Here is a 16,534-nt window from a genome sequence, read left to right as displayed (position 1 = left end):
TTGCCCTGCGTCGATACGCCTTTTGGCCGGGTGCGCGGGTGCCCGTCTACATCCGGAACACGCCGAAGGCCGGGCGATCTGGGATCGGGGCTTCGAGGCTGGCAGCGAGTGCGAGGCCCAGCACGTCGCGGGTCTGGACCGGATCGATCACCCCATCGTCCCACAGCCGGGCCGTGGCGTAATAGGGATTGCCCTCGTCCTCGTACTTGGCGCGGATCGGGTTCTTGAAGGCCTCGGCCTCTTCCGGGCTCCACTTCGCGGCATCGCGGTGGACCGTCGCCAGCACCGAGGCCGCCTGCTCCCCGCCCATCACCGAAATGCGGGCATTGGGCCAGGTGAACAGGAACCGCGGGGAATAGGCCCGGCCGCACATGCCGTAATTGCCCGCACCGAAAGAGCCACCGATCAGGACGGTGATCTTGGGTACAGTCGCCGTGGCGACCGCGGTGACCAGCTTGGCGCCGTGCTTGGCGATCCCTTCGGCCTCGTACTTGCCGCCGACCATGAAGCCCGAGATGTTTTGCAGGAACAGCAGCGGAATCTTGCGCTGACAGGCCAGCTCGATGAAGTGCGCGCCCTTCACGGCGCTTTCGGAAAACAGCACGCCGTTGTTGGCAAGGATCGCCACGGGCATGCCCCAGATGTGCGCGAAACCGCAGACCAGGGTGATGCCGTAATGCGCCTTGAACTCGTGAAATTCGCTGCCATCGACCAGCCGGGCGATGACTTCGTGGACGTCGTATGGCGCGCGGACATCCTCAGGAATCAGGCTGTAAAGCTCTTCCGCGTCATACTTCGGCGGACGCGGCTCCTTCAGCGGCAGGCCGTGATCGTGCCGGGGGCCGAGGTGCGAGACGATGTCGCGCACGATGGTCAGGGCGTGTTCGTCGTTTTCGGCGAGGTGATCGACTACGCCAGACTTGCGGGCGTGGAGATCGCCACCGCCCAGATCCTCGGCGCTGATCTCCTCGCCCGTGGCGGCCTTGACCAATGGCGGGCCGGCGAGGAAGATCGTGCCCTGTTCGCGCACGATGACCGTTTCGTCCGACATGGCAGGCACATAGGCACCACCCGCCGTGCACGAACCCATCACACAAGCGACCTGTGCGATGCCCTTGGCACTCATGTTAGCCTGGTTGAAGAAGATCCGGCCGAAATGATCGCGATCGGGAAAGACCTCGGCCTGGTGCGGCAGGTTGGCCCCGCCGGAATCGACCAGGTAGATACAGGGCAGGTGGTTCGCCTCGGCGATCTCCTGCGCGCGCAGGTGCTTCTTCACCGTCAGCGGATAATAGGTCCCGCCCTTCACCGTCGCATCGTTGGCCACGATCATGCACTGGCGGCCCGAAACGCGCCCGATCGCGGTGATGATGCCCGCGCCGGGAATGTCCTCGCCATAGACCCCGCCAGCGGCCAGTTGCCCGATCTCGAGCAAGGGCGAGCCCGGATCGAGCAGGCGTTCGACCCGTTCGCGCGGCAGCAGCTTGCCGCGCGCGGTGTGCCGCTCGCGCGCGCGTTCATCTCCACCCAGCGCCGCCTGGGCCACCCTGGCGCGCAGGTCTGCGGCCAGCGCGCGATTGTGCGCGGCGCGCGCCCGGGCCTGCGGATCGTCGGGGTTGAGGTTCGATGAAAGTGTTGGTGCGGTCATGCCCAGGCTCCTGCCAGACCGGCGATACCCGAGAGCGTCAGCGTCGGCCAGCCAACATGCTTGCCGCGGGTCGATACCAGCGAAACCAGACCGATCACCAACCACACTCCCGCCACCAGCGCCTTCAGCTGCCCATCGGTATCAGGCCAGATCATCACTGCGGCAGTGAGCAGCATGAAGGCACTGGTCAGGTGCCAGGCACCGCGCAGCACCTTGCGGGACTGGGCATTGGCGAACACGCCATGCCGCCCGGCCAGGGCGGGTCCGACCAGCCGTCGTTCGCCGGCGACCGAGTGAATGACTGCCGTAGCCACCATGGCCAGCGCGCTGATCAGGAACCAGTTCATTTCAAAACCTCCACCGGCGGCGTGTAGAACACCTGCGCGCCCGGCCCCAACGGCAGATCGAGCGCGACCCAGCCGACCGTCATCACCAGCCCGGCTACCATGAAGCTGAGCGCATAGGGCAGCATCAGCGCCAGCAGCGAACCCACGCCAAGCGATGTGTCATAGCGCCGCGCGAAGGCCAGGATCAGCGGGAAATAGCTCATCAGCGGGGTCATGATATTGGTATAGCTGTCGCCCATCCGATAGGCCGCCGTGGTCATTTCCGGGCTGATCCCCAGCAGCATGAACTTGGGCACGACGACCGGGGCCATCGCGCTCCACTTGGCGGCAGCCGAGCCGATAAACAGGTCGAGGAAGGACGAGACGAACTGCACCCCGGCCAGCAGAACCGGTGCCGGCACGGCCATCTGTTGCAGCGCCAGCGCGCCGTCGATCGCGAAGATCGGCCCCAGCCGCGACCAGTTGAACATGGCGACGAAGTGCGCGGCGAAGAACACGAAAACCAGGTAAGGCGCCAGCATCCGCACCCCTTCCTGCATCATCGCGATCACGTCCTTCGAACCGTGGAGGACGCCGGTGGCAAAGCCATAGGCCGTGCCGCTGGCCAGGAAGAGCAGGAAGAAGCCCGCGATCAGCCCCGAATAGAACGGCTGGAGCTGGGCTGGGCCGGTCCTGGTTTCGTCTATCAGCGGGGTATAGCCGGTCCACAGGCTGAGGGCGGCATAAAGCACGATCACCGCCAGCGCAGCCAGGCCTGCCCGGCGCAGCCCGCGCCGCTCGATTGCGGTCACTTCCGACTTGGCCAGTTCGGCGCGCAGTTCCTCATCGGGCGTGCTTCTCCACTGGCCCAGCCGCGGCTCGATCACGCGGTCGGTGATGTACCAGATGATCGGGGTGAAAACCGCCACGATCGCGACGATGAAATACCAGTTGCCCAGCGGGTTCATGGTCCAGGCCGGATCGATGATCCGCGCCGCCTCCTGGGTGAAGCCGAACAGCAGCACGTCCATCTGACCCGGCGTGATATTGCCGGCAAAGCCGCCCGAAACCCCGGCGAAAGCGGCGGCGAGGCCAACCAGCGGATGCCGCCCGACCGAAGCGTAGAGGATCGCCGCGAGCGGGATGAATACCACATAGGCCGCGTCCGAGGCATGGTGCGAAACCATCCCGATCACCGCCACGATCGGGGTCATCACCGCGCGCGGGGCATTGCGCAGCGAAGCACGGATCAACGCCGAGAGCAGCCCGGTCCGCTCGGCCACCGCCGCGCCGAGGATCAGCACCATGACCATGCCGAGCGGGGCAAAGCCGGTCAGCGTCTTGGGCATCTCGGTCAACAGGCGGGCCATGTTCTCTTCCGAGAACAGGCTGGTGGCGCGATAGGTCAGCACCCCGTCCTTGAGCTCACCCCACTGCGGCGCTTCCTTGCCTGTGTAATTGAGCGAAGCCGACCAGCCGAGCGCAGCGCCCAGCGCCGACAGCAGCATCAGGAAGGCAATCAGCCAGACGAAGATCATGGCCGGTTCCGGCAGCTTGTTGCCAACCCGTTCAACCCAGCCCAGGAAACCGCGCGTCGACGCGTCAGGGGAATCGACCATAGCTACTCCTTAATTCCCCATCACCCTGATCTATAACGGGCTGTATAGTCCGGTCCAGCCACTACAGACTTCTCGTCTCGCCGGCGAACCCACTAACCTCGGTTACCGCTTTATCGCACTCATTAAGCCAGTCAGAAATCGCCCGATTAGACCCTGAGAGTTTCTTGGCCCGGACGAGTTGCCAGACTGCGAGTAACCTAAACCACGGTAAAAGACTTGGGTCGGTTCCAGTGGCTTGGGGCTCAAGAATGGAAGGGCCTCGTCCACGACGCATAGAACACAACCGAAATTGGGAAAGTCCCGCATCCCACCTCTAAGCTCGTTGATCTGAGCCTTAAAAACCCGACCCAGCTCCATGTGACCTACGAGCGCCTCTGCATCCTCTCTAGCGATATAACCAATACACATGCCATTGACATGAGCTGCGATAGCATTTGGGTCGTAAGGGTTGTTCGGTTCGCGAACCAAATCGACAGACATGCCAGGAAGGCATGATTTCAGGATGGCCTGTCTGTGAGAGCCATCGCCATTGACCTGCCCCTCGCCAGACAAGTGGTACAATTTCTTTCTCGGCGGAGCCTTCATCCAGAGGCCCCGATCAGCTCGCGGCCGATCAGCATGCGGCGGATCTCGTTGGTGCCGGCGCCGATATCGAGCAGCTTGGCATCGCGCAGATAACGCTCCACCGGCCAGTCCTTGGTATAGCCCGCCCCGCCCAGCGCCTGGACTGCTTCGCCCGCGACCTTGAAGGCGTTTTCGCTGGCCAGCAGGATCGCACCGGCCGCATCGAAGCGGGTGGTCTGCCCGGCGTCGCAGCTTTTCGCGACGGCATAGGTATAGGCGCGGGCCGATTGCAGCGCGACGTACATGTCCGCCACCTTGGCCTGCATCAGCTGGAAGGCGCCGATCGGCTTCCCGAACTGCTTCCTCTCGCGCAGGTAGGGGATGACCGTATCGAGGCAGGCCTGCATGATGCCCAGCTGCAGCCCGGCCAGGACCACGCGCTCGTAATCGAGGCCGCTCATCAGCACGCCGACGCCGCCATGAAGGGGCCCCATGATCCGCTCTTCGGGAATGAAGCAGTCGTTGAACACCAGCTCGGCCGTGGGGCTGCCCCGCATCCCCATCTTGTCGATCTTCTGGCCGATGCTGAAACCTTCATCGCCCTTTTCGATCAGGAAAGCGGTGATCCCGCGCGATCCGGCCTCGGGCGCGGTCTTGGCATAGACCACCAGGGTATCGGCATAGGTCGCGTTGGTGATCCAGAACTTGGTGCCGTTCAGCACATAGCCGCCCTGCACCGCATCGGCCTTCAGCTTCATCGAAACCACGTCCGACCCGGCCCCGGCTTCCGACATGGCGAGGCTGCCGACGTGCTCGCCCGAGATCAGCTTGCCCAGGTACTTCGTCTTCTGCTCGTCATTGCCCCAGCGGCGGATCTGGTTGACGCAGAGGTTGGAGTGCGCCCCATAGGACAGGCCGATCGAAGCCGAGGCGCGGGAGACTTCTTCCACCGCGATCACATGGTCGAGATAGCCCAGGCCCAGCCCGCCCCATTCCTCTTCGACTGTGATCCCGTGCAGGCCCAGCTCGCCCATCGCGGGCCACAATTCGGCGCGCGGGAACCAGTCCTCGGCATCGGCCTTCGCGGCCAGCGGCGCGATCTGTTCATCGGCAAAGCGGGCGGTGACCTCGCGGATCATCGCGGCGCTTTCGGGCAGGGCGAAATCGAAATCGGGGGTGGCGCGCATGGTTACTCCTTGAGACCAAGCGCATAGCAAGCCAGCACGCTATCGCAAACCGGTTACGCTTGAAATTAACCGGCGAACCCGGCCCCACCGGGCCAGTTCGGCGCGGCCAGGCCCATCACCTTGAACAGCAGACCCATCTGCCCTTCGCCGATCAGCCGGTCCTTGGCCTCGTGGATCGCGGCGGCATGTTCGGGCGCGGTCGCGGCCAGCGCCTCGGCCCGCGCCTCGATCCCCAGCTCGCGCAGCCAGCGGCCCTGCGGCACGGTGCCCAGCCAGCGCACCCCGCGCGACTGGGCAATCGGCGCGAGCGCGGCGAAATCGACATGGGCGGTCAGGTCCGCCTCGCCCGGCCCCACGAAGGGATCGACCTTGAGATGGGCGCGCACCGCCTGCAGGGTCGAGCCATCGCGCGGCGCATCGTGGCCATAATCGATGAACAGGGCCGCCCCGCCCTGCTCCTTCAGCCGCCCGGCCACTTCATAGACCGTGGCTGCCGCACCGGGGCACAGCTCGTAGATCGTACCATCGGGCGCAATGCGCCGCGCCTCGGGCACGGCCGGGTCCATCGGCTGCGGCCCGGCCACGCAGACGAAGCGGTCACCATCCGGCACGACCATCCGTTCGCGCCAGCCATCGGGCGTCTTGACCAGTTGCCGCACCGGCAGGGCATCGAGGAACTCGTTCGCGACGATCAGCACCGGGCCATAGGGTGGCACGGTCGACAGATCGTGGTGCCACTGAGCGCCCGGCACCGTGGCGAGCTGCACGTCCTTGAGCGCGGTGGAACTTTCGACGAAGTGGATCGAAGGGGTCAGACCATAGCGCCTGGCCACGCGCAGGGCATCGCTGGCCAGAGTGCCGCGCCCTGGCCCCAGCTCGACATAGTGGACCGGTTCCTCGCGCCCGGCGTTGATCCACATGTCGGCCAGCCACAGCCCGATCAGTTCGCCGAACATCTGGCTGATTTCGGGCGCGGTGACGAAATCGCCCGCACTGCCGAGCGGATCGCGGCTGGAATAGTACCGGGCGTTCGCCTCGCCCATGTAATGCATCAGGCTGATCGGCCCGGTATTGGCGACCAGCCGACGAAAGATCGCGGCGAGCGGCTCGCCCCCGGCCGGCTCCATCCCCGGCCTACGCCTGTTTGGCCGCGCCCAGCGGCGGGCGGACCAGCGCCCGGACCAGGAAGACCACGCCCACCACCAGCAACGGCAGGCTCAGCCACTGGCCCATCGACAGGCCGGTACGGACGGCAAATTCGCTGAGCTGGGCATCGGGTTCGCGGAAGTATTCGGCCACGAAGCGCGCCAGGCCCAGGCCGGTCGCAAAGGTGGCGCCCAGCAGGCCCGGCCGCCAGCGCGCCTTGGTGCGCCAGAACAGCCAGAGCATCACCAGCATCATCAGCAGGCCTTCAAGGCCCGCCTGGTAAAGCTGGCTGGGATGGCGGGCATAGGGTCCGGCCCCGGGGAAGATCATGGCCCAGGCGATCGGGCTTTCCGCCACGCGGCCCCACAGCTCGCCATTGATGAAGTTCGCCAGCCGCCCGAACAGCATGCCGAAGGGCACGACCACGGCGACATAATCGATCACCCGCAAGAAGCTGAGCCCACCGCGCCAGGCGACCCAGCCCATCGCCACCACCGTGCCGACCAGCCCGCCGTGGAAGCTCATCCCGCCGTTCCACAGCTTGAGCAGTTCCAGCGGGTTCGACCACAGTTCGGGGCTGTAGAACGTGGCATAGCCCAGCCGCCCGCCCAGGATGATCCCCAGCGTGCAGTAGAAGAACAGGTCATCGAGGTGGCGCTGCGCCATCGGTGCGCCGGGGGCCTTGATCATCTTGCCGAGGTGCCAATAGCCCAGCAGAATTCCACCCAGGTAAGCCAGGCTGTACCAGCGCAACTGGAACGATCCGATCTCGAACAGATAGGGCTTGAGGCCCAGGTCGATCCAGTGAATCGGCTCAGGATTGGCCGCTACGGCAAGCGCTAGTGACAGCACGCAAGTATCTCCCTAAATGGGCGCTGCCAGAGGAGATTCCGACGCGACCATACGCGCGGCCTTCTGGCACAGACGAAGCCGGGAAACAAACCCGACAGGACGCCAGGACGGGGGGCGTCCCTCAACATGAGGATAAGGATGTCGCATGCCGAGTGAACTCGACAATGCCCTGAACAGCATCATCTCGATGCTGACTGCCCCTGGTGCCCCGCTCGAAACGGTGGAGATCGAACGCTTCGGTCGCCACCTGCCGATGCTCAAGAACGCGCCGCCTACGCTGGTGCACTATTTCGATCATTACTGCGCCCAACATGGCGCGGCGGAATTCATCGTCGATGGCGATATCCGGCTGACCTTTGCCGAGATCCATGCCGCCGCCCGCACCGTGGCGGGCGGGCTGGTGGCCGGCCATGGCGTGCAGAAGGGTGACCGGATCGGGATCGCCGCGCGCAATTCGGCCAACTGGATCGTCGCCTATATGGCAATCCTGATGGCCGGCGGCTGCGCAACCCTGCTCAACGGCTGGTGGGCCGGCGAGGAACTGGCCGGCGGGATCGAGCTGGCCGGATGCTCCATCATCCTGGTCGATCACCAGCGTGGCGAACGCCTGCAGGGCTTCACCTATCCCGGCAAGCTCGTGACTTTCCGCCACGATTGCCCCTGGCAGGAAGGATTGTCCGAGCTGCTAGCCCATGGCGGCGGCGCGGATACCCCGCTGCCGGAACTGACCGGCGATGACCTGGCGACGATCCTCTACACCTCGGGCTCGACCGGCCAGTCCAAGGGTGCCTGGTCGGATCACCGCGCCGTGGTCCAGGCCACGATGAACTATGCCGCGCAGACGCTGATGGTCTTCACCTATATGGGTTCGAAGGGCGAGGCGCCCAGCAGCCAGCCGTGCAGCCTGGTCAACGTGCCGCTGTTCCACGTTACCGGCATGGTCCCGCTGTTCCTCCAGTCCTTCGCGATCTGCCGCAAGCTGGTGCTGATGCCCAAGTGGAACGCCGAAGAGGCGATGCGGCTGATCGAAAAGGAAAAGGTCTCCTACTTCGTCGGCGTCCCGCTGATGAGTTTCGAGATCGCGACCCATCCCAACCGCGACAAGTACGACCTGTCGAGCTGCACCGCCTTTGCCGCGGGCGGCGCGCCGCGTCCGGTCGATCACGTCACGCGGATTCGCGAAAACCTGCCCAATGCCTTCCCGCTGCTGGGCTATGGCCTGACCGAGACCAACGGCGTGGGCTGCGGCAACTTCAACGAGAACTACCTGGCCAAGCCCGGTTCGACCGGCACGGCCTCAAAGCCGCTGGTCGAGATCGGCATCCTCAACGACGCCGGCGAATGTCTGCCCGCGGGTGAGATCGGCGAAGTGGCGATCCGCTCGATCGCCAACTTCCTCGGCTACTGGAACAACACCGAGGCGACCAAGGCCGCGATCATGCCGGACGGGTTCTTCCGCACCGGCGACCTCGGCTACCTTGACGAGGACGGCTACCTGTTCATCGTCGACCGCAAGAAGGACATCATCATCCGCGGCGGCGAGAACATCAGCTGCATCGAGGTGGAGCAGGCGATCTATGCCCACCCCAAGGTGTCCGAATGCAGCGTCTTCGGCATGCCGGACGAACGCTATGGCGAACTGCCGACCGGCGTATTCCTGGCCAAGGACGGCGAAAGCCTGACCGAGGAAGAACTGCGCGAGTTCCTGAAAGCCAATATCGCCGCCTACAAGGTGCCGGTGCGGCTGTGGCAGGAAACCGAAACCCTGCCGCGCCTTGGCACCGAAAAGGTTGACAAGCGCACCCTGAAGGCCCGTTACCTCTCGGTGTGGGAAAGCGAGCAGAAGAGCACGGCTTGAGCCAGCGCAGCATCCCGGACCAGCGCGCGATCGTCGATCGGCGCGCGCTGGCCGGGGCGATTGCCGATCTGGTGGCCGACAAGGGCGCGGCAGCGGCACGGCCGGCCGTGGTGGAGCTATTGCGCGGCGCGCTGGCGGCCGGGCGGGCCGAGATCGCGCGCCGCCTGTCTGAAAAGCCCAGCGCCGGGCGTGACAGCGCCGCCGCCCAGGCCTTCCTGGTCGATCAGCTGGTACGCGTGGTCCACGATCACGTGGTGGCCGACGTCTATCCATCGGGCAACCGCTCGTCGGGCGAACGGCTGACGATCATGGCGGTCGGCGGCTATGGCCGGGGCGAGATGGCGCCCCATTCGGACGTCGACATCGCCTTCCTCACCCCGATCAAGCAGACGCCCTGGTGCGAGCAGGTGATCGAGGCGATGCTCTATTTCCTGTGGGACCTGTCGCTGAAGGTTGGCCATTCCAGCCGCTCGCTCGACGAGATGGTGCGGATGGCGCGCGGTGACCTGACGATCCGCACCGCCCAGCTCGAAGGGCGCTATGTCTGGGGCGACCAGGCCCTGTTCGACGAGGCCCAGGCCCGGTTCCGCGCCGAAGTGGTCGCCGGGACCGAGCGCGATTTCATCACCGAGAAGCTGGCCGAGCGCAACGAGCGGCACAAGCGACTGGGCGACAGCCGCTATGTCGTCGAACCCAATGTGAAGGAAGGCAAGGGCGGCCTGCGCGACCTCCACACGCTCTACTGGATCGGCAAATACCTGCACAAGGTGCGCGATTCATCGGAGCTGGTCACGGTGGGGCTGCTGACCCCGGCCGAGTACCGCAAGTTCCGCCGCGCCGAGGACTTCTTCTGGGCGGTGCGCTGCCACCTCCACACCATCACCCGCCGCGCCGAGGACCGGCTGACCTTCGACCTGCAGCGCGAGGTGGCCGCGCGGATGCAGTTTGCCGATCGCCCGGGCAAGAGCGCGGTCGAACGCTTCATGCAGTTCTTCTTTCTCCAGGCGAAGACCGTCGGCCACCTGACCGGGCTGTTCCTGGCCCAGCTGGAAGAGCAATCGGGCCGCAGGCAGCCGCGCGGACTGCTGGCGGGCTTTCGCGCGCGGCGGCGGATGGTGGGCGGCTATCCGGTGTTCGGCGGCCGGATCAACGTGCCGGCGAACGACTGGTTCGCGGGCGATCCGGCCCGGCTGCTGGAAATCTTCGCCCTGGCTGACAGCAACGGGTTCGAACTGCACCCGGAAGCGATGCGGCTGGCGGTGCGCGATGCCCGCCTGGTCGATAGCCTGCGCACCGAGCCGCGCGCCAACGCGCTGTTCCTTGATCTGCTGACCAGCCGCAAGGACCCCGAAACGGCGTTGCGCTGGCTCAACGAGGCGGGCGTCTTCGGCCGGTTCGTGCCCGATTTCGGGCGGGTCAACGCGCAGATGCAGTTCGACATGTACCACCACTATACGGTGGACGAGCACACGATCCGCGCCATCGGCCTGCTTGCGCGGATCGAGCGCGGCGAGATGAAGCAGGACCATCCGCTCGCCACCGCGCTGGTCCACAAGATCGTCAACCGCCGCGCGCTTTATGCCTCGGTGCTGCTGCACGACATTGCCAAGGGGCGGCGCGGCGATCATTCGGTGCTGGGGGCGGACGTGGCGCTGAAGCTGTGCCCGCGCTTCGGGCTGGATGAGAAGGAGACCGAGCTGGTTTCCTGGCTGGTGCGCAACCACCTGATCATGAGCGCAACCGCCTTCAAGCGCGACTTGGCCGACTGGAAGACGATCACCGATTTCGTCGGCCAGGTGCAATCGATCGAGCGGCTGCGGCTGCTGGCGCTGCTGACCATCGTCGATATCCGCGCGGTCGGCCCCGGCGTGTGGAACAGCTGGAAGCGGCAGCTGATCCACGAGCTTTACGAAGCCGCCGAGGAGCGGCTGCGGCTGGGCCATGTCCAGCACGGCCGGGCCGAGCGGATCGCCGCCAAGCAGCGGGTCGTCGGCGAACGGCTGGGCCAGCGGGCAGGTCTGGTCGAGACGGTCGGCAAACAGCTGGGCGATGCCTACTGGATCGCCGAGCCGGACGACATCATCGCGATGAACCTGATCCAGCTCGACAAAGCCGCCGGCAAGGCATTGGACGTTCACACCGAATACTATGCCGCGCGCGGGGCCACTCTGGTCACGGTGATCGCGGCTGACCATCCGGGGCTGTTCTATCGCATTGCCGGGGGCATCCACCTGGCCGGCGGCAACATCATCGACGCGCGGATCCACACCGCGAAGAATGGCATGGCGGTGGACAATTTCCTGGTCCAGGACCCGCTGGGTCGGCCGTTTTCCGAAGAAAGCCAGCTGGCCCGGATCCGGACCATGATCGGCGATGCGCTGGGCGGCAAGATCAAGCTGGTGACCCAGCTGGCCGCCCGCCCGCTGGCCCGTCCGCGCGCCGATGCCTTCGACGTTGCCCCGCGCGTGGAGTTCGACAACCAGGCCAGCAACCGCTTCACCGTGATCGAGGTCAATGCCCGCGACCGCCCGGCCCTGCTCAACCGCCTGGCCCGCGCGCTGTTCGAGGCCAAGCTGATCGTCCATTCGGCCCATATCGCCACTTATGGCGAACGCGCGGCCGATACCTTCTACGTCACCGACTTGTTGGGCGAGAAGGTGGACGGCGTCCAGCGGCTGAGGTCGGTCGAGAAGCGCCTGCTTGAAGCGGCGGACGACGAGACAGTAGAGGTAGCGGCCTAGGCCGCCGCCGCGCGCAGGCGCTCCAGCGCCGCGTTATGGCCGATCAGCGGCAGTAGCGCGGCCATTTCCGGGCCGTGGTCATGCCCGGTCAGTGCCTGGCGCAATGGCAGGAACAGCGGCTTGCCCTTGCGCCCGGTCTGCTCCTTGAGCGCGGCGGTCAGCGCCGCCCAGTCCGCCCCGACCTGTTCGAGCATGGTGGCGGCTGTGCCAAGGTAAGCGCGGTCTTCATCCGACTGCGCCGGGGCCTCGACCGGACCGGTCACCACCCGCCACCAGTCGGCCGCTTCGGCGACGGTCGACAGGTTCGGGCGGATCGCGTCCCAGGCCGCTTCATCCATGCCCGGCGGCAAGCGCCCCGCCACCACCGCGAAGGGCAGGCGGTGGATCACTGCGGCGTTGACGCGGGCGAGGTCCGCCTCGTCGAATCGGGCCGGGGCACGGCCGAAGTGGGAGAGGTTGAAGCTCGCCGCCAGGGCATCGGCATCAAGCGCGGGGTCGACCGGATCGGAAGTGCCCAGACGCGCCAGCAGGGCAATCACCGCCTGCGGCTCGATCCCCGCTTCGCGCAGTTCGGCCATGCCCAGCGAGCCAAGCCGCTTCGACAGCTTGCCCTCGGTCCCGACCAGCAGCGCCTCGTGGGCAAACTTGGGCGGTTCGGCCCCCAGCGCGACGAACATCTGCACCTGGGTCGCGGTGTTCGACACGTGATCTTCGCCACGCAGCACGTGGCTGATCCCCATGCCGACATCGTCGATTGCCGAAGGGAGCATGTAGAGCCAAGAACCATCGGCCCGGCGCACCACTGGGTCCGACATCTGGCGCGGATCGAAGTGCTGGGGCCCACGAATACCGTCGGTCCATTCGATCGGCGCGTCGTGATCGAGCAGGAAGCGCCAGTGTGGCCGTTCCCCCGCCTCGGCCCTGGCAGCGTGATCGGCTTCGGTCAGTTTCAGCGCCACCCGGTCATAGATCGGCGGCAGGCCGCGCCCGAGCAGGACCTTGCGCTTGAGGTCCAGCTCCTGCGCGGTCTCGTAGCAGCGATAGACCCGGCCTGCCGCGACCAGCTTCTGGAACTCGCGCTCGTAAAGATCGAACCGGGCGGACTGCCGCTCCTCGCCATCGGGCACCAGCCCCAGCCAGTTCAGATCGGCGCGGATCGCCTCGACATAGTCCTCGCGGCTGCGTTCGGCATCGGTATCGTCGATCCGCAGCAGGAAGCGCCCGCCCGCCTGTTTCGCCAGCAGCCAGTTGTGCAGCGCCGTGCGGACATTGCCGACATGCAGGTGGCCGGTGGGCGAAGGCGCGAAACGGGTCGTTACGGTCATGGCCGCGTCACTACGCGCGTCACCCCGCGCCTGCAATGCCGCTTGCCGCAATCGCGCTTCCCCTTGCGCCTGTGCAGCGCTAGCGTTCGACCCATGACCAGTCAGACGCCTTTCGCCGCCGCCTTTGCCCAAGCCCAGTTGCCCGGTGCCGTGGGCATCATTGTTGATCGCGATGGCATTCGCCATGCCGAGGCCCTTGGCCACGCCGACGTGGCGAGCGGTACGCCGATGGAGGTCGATACCCTGTGCCAGATCGCCAGCATGACCAAGGCCCTGGTGTCGGCCGGGGCGATGCAGCTGGTCGAACAGGGCCGGCTCGACCTTGATGCCGATATCGGCGCGCTGCTGCCCGAGTTGGCCATTCCGCAAGTGTTGACCGGCTTTGATGCGGCGGGACAGCCGCAGCTGCGCCCCGCGGCCCGAGCGATCACCCTGCGCCACCTGCTGACGCATACGGCGGGCCTCGGCTATTTCTTCATCCACCCCGAAGTGCTGCAGTATTTCGGCGCGGTTGGGATGCCGATGCCGGGCACCCGCGCCTCGGTCACCATGCCGCTGATGTTCGATCCCGGTGACCGCTGGGAATATTCGGTGGCGACCGACTGGGTTGGCCTCGCGATCGAGGCGGCGTCGGGTGAACGGCTGAACGATTACCTCACCGCCAACCTGTTTGCGCCGCTGGGCATGAACCAGACCGCCTTCCGTCCCGCCCTGCCGACGGAAGCGGCGCGGGTGCATGTGCGGGCGGGGGAAGGTGCACTCACCCCGGTGGAGATCTACCTGGGTGGAGGCGAATTCGATGGCGGTGGCGGCGGGATCACCTCGACCGCGCCAGACTATGCCCGCTTCGTGCGGATGGTGCTGAACCAGGGCGAGCTGGAAGGGCAGCGCGTGCTGCGCGCCGAGACCGTCGCCGAAATGGGCCGCAACCAGGTTGCCCCCTTGCGCGCGGGTTACATGGGCAGCGCCATGCCGCAGCTGGCCCAGCCCTTTGACACCTTCCCCGATCAGCACACCGGCTGGGGCCTGGGCTTCCTGATCAATCCGGGGCGTGGGCCCAACGGGCGTTCCCCCGGCAGCCTCGCCTGGGCCGGGATCTTCAATTCCTATTACTGGATCGATCCGGCAGCGGGTCTGGGCGGTGTTTTCGTCAGCCAGTTGCAGCCATTCGGCGATCCCGGCGCACTGGCCGCCTTCGGCGCGCTTGAAGCCATGGCCTATGCCTGAGGATTCTGAGGTGATGCCGCTTGGCAGAGCCGTACTCTGCTGGTTAGAAGCCTTGCCGAAGGGCTCATGCTGATCGATCGCGACCATCCCGTAAGCTTCAACGCCAGCCTCGCGCGGCGGCAGGGCTCGGGGCGTGGGCGGCGCTGGCTGATCGGCGGCCTGGCCGGACTGTCGCTGCTGGGGCTGGCTGGCTATGCCTTCGGCAATGTCGGCACGGGTGGCGGACCGCAGCTGGTGCTCGACCTGACCAAGCTGGTCGATCGCCGCCCACCGCCGTTCAAGGCCGATTGCCGGGGCGCGCCCGCTGCGCTGGAGCAGGAATTGGCCCGGATCGCTGCCAGCTTCGATGGCAAGGTGGGGATCGGGGTGACCCAGGCCGGTTGCGACTGGCTGGTCGGCGCACGCCTCAACGAATGGTTCCCCCAGCAAAGCGTCTCCAAGCTGTGGGTCTCGATGGCCGTGCTCGATGCGGTTGACCAGGGGCGGATGCGACTCGACCAGTCGCTGGTTATCCGGCCCGAGCACCTGACCCTGTTCAACCAGCCGCTGCAATGGGAAGTGCTGGAGAAGGGCGCGATCGAGCGGCCGGTACAGATGCTGATGCAGAACGCCATGTCGCTGTCCGACAATACGGCCAACGACCGGCTGCTGTGGACCATCGGTGGCCCGGACCATGTCCGCGGCTGGCTGCGAGAGCGCGAGATTGGCGGCATCCGCTTCGGCCCGGGTGAACGGCTGTTGCAAAGCCAGGTCGCGGGGATGACCTGGTCGCCGGAACTGGCGGTCGGGCGCAATTTCGAGCAGGCCCGTGCTCGCCTGCCGCGCGAATTGCGCGAAGCGGCGCTGGCACGCTATGTTGACGATCCGCTGGACGGCGCCACTCCGGCAGGGCTGGCCAAGGGCCTGGCGCGGCTGGCCAAGGGCGAACTACTCTCGCCAGAATCGACCCGGCTGCTGCTGGACATCATGGGCAAGTCGCGCAGCGGGCCGATGCGCCTGAAGGCAGGCATTCCGCCTGGCTGGAAGGTCTATCACAAGACCGGCACCGGCCAGGAACTGGGCTCGCTTGCCACCGGCTACAACGATGTTGCCGTGATCGAAGCGCCGGATGGCGCCTATTACGGCGTTGCCGTGATGATCGGCGCAACCCGTCAGCCGATCCGCGCCCGGATGGAAATGATGCAATCGGTCTCGCGCGCCGTGGCCCGGTACCACGCCGCCCGGCAGAGCTGATTTCCGGGCCGGTCGGGCCAAGCTTGCAGCGCCGGTGCACCGGTACGGCCAGACCCCTCCCCCTTTCGTATTGCTGCCTTATGACAGTAACACGAAAGGGGAATAAAGATGGGATTTGCCAAGGGAATGCTGGTGGGCGGCGCGCTGGTCGCCGCAACGGTGCTGCTGACGGGGGCGGGTCAGCCCACCCGCTTCAAGACAATTGATGTCGAACGGATCAACGTGCGGGAAAGCGATGGAACGTTGCGCTTCGTGCTGGCCAGCCGCGATGCCTTTCCCGGCTCGTTCGACCGGGGCAAGGAAATCCCCCGGCCCGACCGCAAGCACGCGGCGGGGATGCTGTTCCTCAATGACGAGGGGACCGAGAACGGCGGCCTGATCTGGGCGGGCAAGAAGAACGCGGCTGGCGAAGTGAACGCCGGGGCCAGCCTGACCTTCGACCGCTATGGCAACGACCAGACCGTGCAATTGCTGCAGACCGACAATGGCACCCACGATGGGTCGGCGCTGATCTTCTCAGACCGACCAGCCACGCCCTTCGATCATGCGGCGATTGCCAGGGCCCAGGCGCTTACCGATCCGGCCGCGCGGGAAGAGGCGATGAAGGCAGCGGGAATAGGCGGAGCGCCGCGGCTGTTCGTGGGTCGCTCGCGTGATCGCAATGCCGTGGTCATGCTGCAGGACCAGGCCGGGCGCCCCCGCCTGATCATGTCGGTCGAACCCGATGGCGGATCGGCGATCCTGTTCCTCAATGACAAGGGCGAGATCGTCCGCCGCATCAGCCCTGACGGCTGATCCAGCACTGTCG

13 protein-coding genes are annotated in these 16,534 nt (G+C 66.1%); 5 read left to right on the top strand and 8 right to left on the bottom strand.

Going from position 1 to position 16,534, the window contains the following annotated elements:
- Positions 1 to 46 precede the first annotated feature (46 nt).
- The 7 genes from O9281_RS11580 to lgt all read right to left on the bottom strand — a co-directional run bounded on the left by O9281_RS11580 (position 47) and on the right by lgt (position 7,342).
- Entirely contained in the window at positions 47 to 1,648 is a 1,602-nt protein-coding gene (locus O9281_RS11580; RefSeq protein WP_298185934.1) for a carboxyl transferase domain-containing protein, read from the bottom strand.
- Entirely contained in the window at positions 1,645 to 1,995 is a 351-nt protein-coding gene (locus O9281_RS11575; protein ID WP_298185932.1) for a hypothetical protein, read from the bottom strand. Before O9281_RS11575 ends, O9281_RS11580 begins: the two co-directional genes overlap by 4 nt.
- Positions 1,992 to 3,593: an AbgT family transporter gene (locus tag O9281_RS11570; RefSeq protein WP_298185929.1), complete on the bottom strand. Its 1,602-nt coding sequence runs from the start codon at positions 3,591 to 3,593 to the stop codon at positions 1,992 to 1,994. Before O9281_RS11570 ends, O9281_RS11575 begins: the two co-directional genes overlap by 4 nt.
- Before the next feature lie 102 nt (positions 3,594 to 3,695).
- The gene (locus O9281_RS14650; protein ID WP_363321462.1) at positions 3,696 to 4,178 is read right to left on the bottom strand and encodes an HIRAN domain-containing protein; all 483 of its coding nucleotides are present in this window, start codon (positions 4,176 to 4,178) and stop codon (positions 3,696 to 3,698) included.
- Positions 4,175 to 5,344: an acyl-CoA dehydrogenase family protein gene (locus O9281_RS11565; protein WP_298185927.1), complete on the bottom strand. Its 1,170-nt coding sequence runs from the start codon at positions 5,342 to 5,344 to the stop codon at positions 4,175 to 4,177. The genes O9281_RS14650 and O9281_RS11565 overlap by 4 nt, the downstream gene beginning before the upstream one ends.
- Positions 5,345 to 5,409: 65 nt before the next feature.
- Entirely contained in the window at positions 5,410 to 6,471 is a 1,062-nt protein-coding gene (locus O9281_RS11560; RefSeq protein ID WP_298185923.1) for an SAM-dependent methyltransferase, read from the bottom strand.
- A gap of 7 nt (positions 6,472 to 6,478) precedes the next feature.
- On the bottom strand, positions 6,479 to 7,342 hold the full coding sequence (lgt, locus tag O9281_RS11555) for a prolipoprotein diacylglyceryl transferase (RefSeq protein ID WP_298185920.1): 864 nt from the start codon (positions 7,340 to 7,342) through the stop codon (positions 6,479 to 6,481).
- A gap of 145 nt (positions 7,343 to 7,487) precedes the next feature.
- On the opposite strand from lgt, the gene O9281_RS11550 reads away from it, so the two are divergent.
- Both O9281_RS11550 and O9281_RS11545 read left to right on the top strand, forming a co-directional pair.
- Complete coding sequence (locus tag O9281_RS11550) at positions 7,488 to 9,200, top strand: class I adenylate-forming enzyme family protein (protein WP_298185918.1); 1,713 nt, start codon at positions 7,488 to 7,490, stop codon at positions 9,198 to 9,200.
- Positions 9,197 to 11,941: a [protein-PII] uridylyltransferase gene (locus O9281_RS11545; protein ID WP_298185915.1), complete on the top strand. Its 2,745-nt coding sequence runs from the start codon at positions 9,197 to 9,199 to the stop codon at positions 11,939 to 11,941. Before O9281_RS11550 ends, O9281_RS11545 begins: the two co-directional genes overlap by 4 nt.
- Here O9281_RS11545 and gltX read toward each other — a convergent pair.
- A complete protein-coding gene (gene gltX, locus O9281_RS11540) occupies positions 11,938 to 13,266 on the bottom strand; it encodes a glutamate--tRNA ligase (protein ID WP_298185913.1) in 1,329 nt (442 codons plus the stop codon). The genes O9281_RS11545 and gltX overlap by 4 nt on opposite strands.
- Positions 13,267 to 13,359: 93 nt before the next feature.
- On the opposite strand from gltX, the gene O9281_RS11535 reads away from it, so the two are divergent.
- The 3 genes from O9281_RS11535 (at position 13,360) to O9281_RS11525 (ending at position 16,521) form a co-directional block, all read left to right on the top strand.
- A complete protein-coding gene (locus O9281_RS11535) occupies positions 13,360 to 14,493 on the top strand; it encodes a serine hydrolase (protein WP_298185910.1) in 1,134 nt (377 codons plus the stop codon).
- Positions 14,494 to 14,559: 66 nt separating this feature from the next.
- The gene (locus tag O9281_RS11530; protein WP_298185908.1) at positions 14,560 to 15,726 is read left to right on the top strand and encodes a serine hydrolase; all 1,167 of its coding nucleotides are present in this window, start codon (positions 14,560 to 14,562) and stop codon (positions 15,724 to 15,726) included.
- Positions 15,727 to 15,834: 108 nt separating this feature from the next.
- Positions 15,835 to 16,521 carry a hypothetical protein gene (locus O9281_RS11525; RefSeq protein ID WP_298185906.1) on the top strand — a complete coding sequence of 229 codons (687 nt, stop codon included), beginning with the start codon at positions 15,835 to 15,837 and terminating at the stop codon, positions 16,519 to 16,521.
- The last annotated feature ends 13 nt before the right edge of the window (positions 16,522 to 16,534 follow it).

This window comes from Novosphingobium sp., from assembly GCF_027531025.1.
Lineage (GTDB): Bacteria > Pseudomonadota > Alphaproteobacteria > Sphingomonadales > Sphingomonadaceae > Novosphingobium.
This window is presented reverse-complemented; position numbering and strand designations above follow the sequence as displayed.

What these genes read in the sequence shown, in the direction of transcription:
- O9281_RS11580 (WP_298185934.1), bottom strand. Translation starts at nt 1,648, where the DNA reads ATGACCGCACCAACACTTTCATCGAACCTCAACCCCGACGATCCGCAG.
- O9281_RS11575 (WP_298185932.1), bottom strand. Translation starts at nt 1,995, where the DNA reads ATGAACTGGTTCCTGATCAGCGCGCTGGCCATGGTGGCTACGGCAGTC.
- O9281_RS11570 (WP_298185929.1), bottom strand. Translation starts at nt 3,593, where the DNA reads ATGGTCGATTCCCCTGACGCGTCGACGCGCGGTTTCCTGGGCTGGGTT.
- O9281_RS14650 (WP_363321462.1), bottom strand. Translation starts at nt 4,178, where the DNA reads ATGAAGGCTCCGCCGAGAAAGAAATTGTACCACTTGTCTGGCGAGGGG.
- O9281_RS11565 (WP_298185927.1), bottom strand. Translation starts at nt 5,344, where the DNA reads ATGCGCGCCACCCCCGATTTCGATTTCGCCCTGCCCGAAAGCGCCGCG.
- O9281_RS11560 (WP_298185923.1), bottom strand. Translation starts at nt 6,471, where the DNA reads ATGGAGCCGGCCGGGGGCGAGCCGCTCGCCGCGATCTTTCGTCGGCTG.
- O9281_RS11550 (WP_298185918.1), top strand. Translation starts at nt 7,488, where the DNA reads ATGCCGAGTGAACTCGACAATGCCCTGAACAGCATCATCTCGATGCTG.
- gltX (WP_298185913.1), bottom strand. Translation starts at nt 13,266, where the DNA reads ATGACCGTAACGACCCGTTTCGCGCCTTCGCCCACCGGCCACCTGCAT.
- O9281_RS11535 (WP_298185910.1), top strand. Translation starts at nt 13,360, where the DNA reads ATGACCAGTCAGACGCCTTTCGCCGCCGCCTTTGCCCAAGCCCAGTTG.
- O9281_RS11530 (WP_298185908.1), top strand. Translation starts at nt 14,560, where the DNA reads ATGCTGATCGATCGCGACCATCCCGTAAGCTTCAACGCCAGCCTCGCG.
- O9281_RS11525 (WP_298185906.1), top strand. Translation starts at nt 15,835, where the DNA reads ATGGGATTTGCCAAGGGAATGCTGGTGGGCGGCGCGCTGGTCGCCGCA.